The organism is Salinimicrobium oceani, assembly GCF_012037645.1.
Genome location: NZ_JAAVJR010000436.1, coordinates 1 through 502, shown reverse-complemented (window position 1 = coordinate 502; position 502 = coordinate 1). Strand labels below are relative to the sequence as shown.

1 protein-coding gene and 1 pseudogene are annotated in these 502 nt (G+C 40.2%); both read left to right on the top strand.

Annotated features, from left to right (window positions below):
• On the top strand, positions 1-401 hold a 401-nt coding region (locus tag HC175_RS17600; protein WP_209310060.1), incomplete at its 5' end, for a DUF6973 domain-containing protein.
• Positions 398-502 (top strand): annotated as a pseudogene (locus tag HC175_RS24365) (oxygen-dependent coproporphyrinogen oxidase); the annotation flags it as partial. The gene HC175_RS17600 and the pseudogene HC175_RS24365, both read left to right, overlap by 4 nt.

Here is a 502-nt window from a genome sequence, read left to right as displayed (position 1 = left end):
CCACTTATAACGCAACGAACAAAACGGTGGAAATATGTAACCGCCTGTATGGTCAACTGCATCACGAGGACAACAGGACAAATGCCTTTCGTCACGCGTTGTGGAATTATTTGATCTGTAAATACTGTTTAAATATTGCCGGGTCTGAGGAAAAATCGGTGAGTTGGAGCAAGGAAATAACAGATCTTCATGAGCGGCTGTCTCCGAATGAAGCCCTTGCAGGAAGAATGGATCTTCATAACAACAGGATAGGACGCAATTTGTTTCTAAATTCCTGCGGAAAAGAAATTGATGTAATTGCTGTTCTGCAACAAATGACAAATGAAGCAGTTCAGGTGGGAAGTCCTCAAGAAATAGAAGAAGAAAGAGAAAATTTAATTTTTATAGAAAAACTCAAATGAAAGAAAAATTCTACGCCTACATCCAAAACCTGCAGGATAGGATCACAGCTAATCTGGAAGCTATAGATGGAGAAGCTGTTTTCAGGGAAGATCTCTGGGCA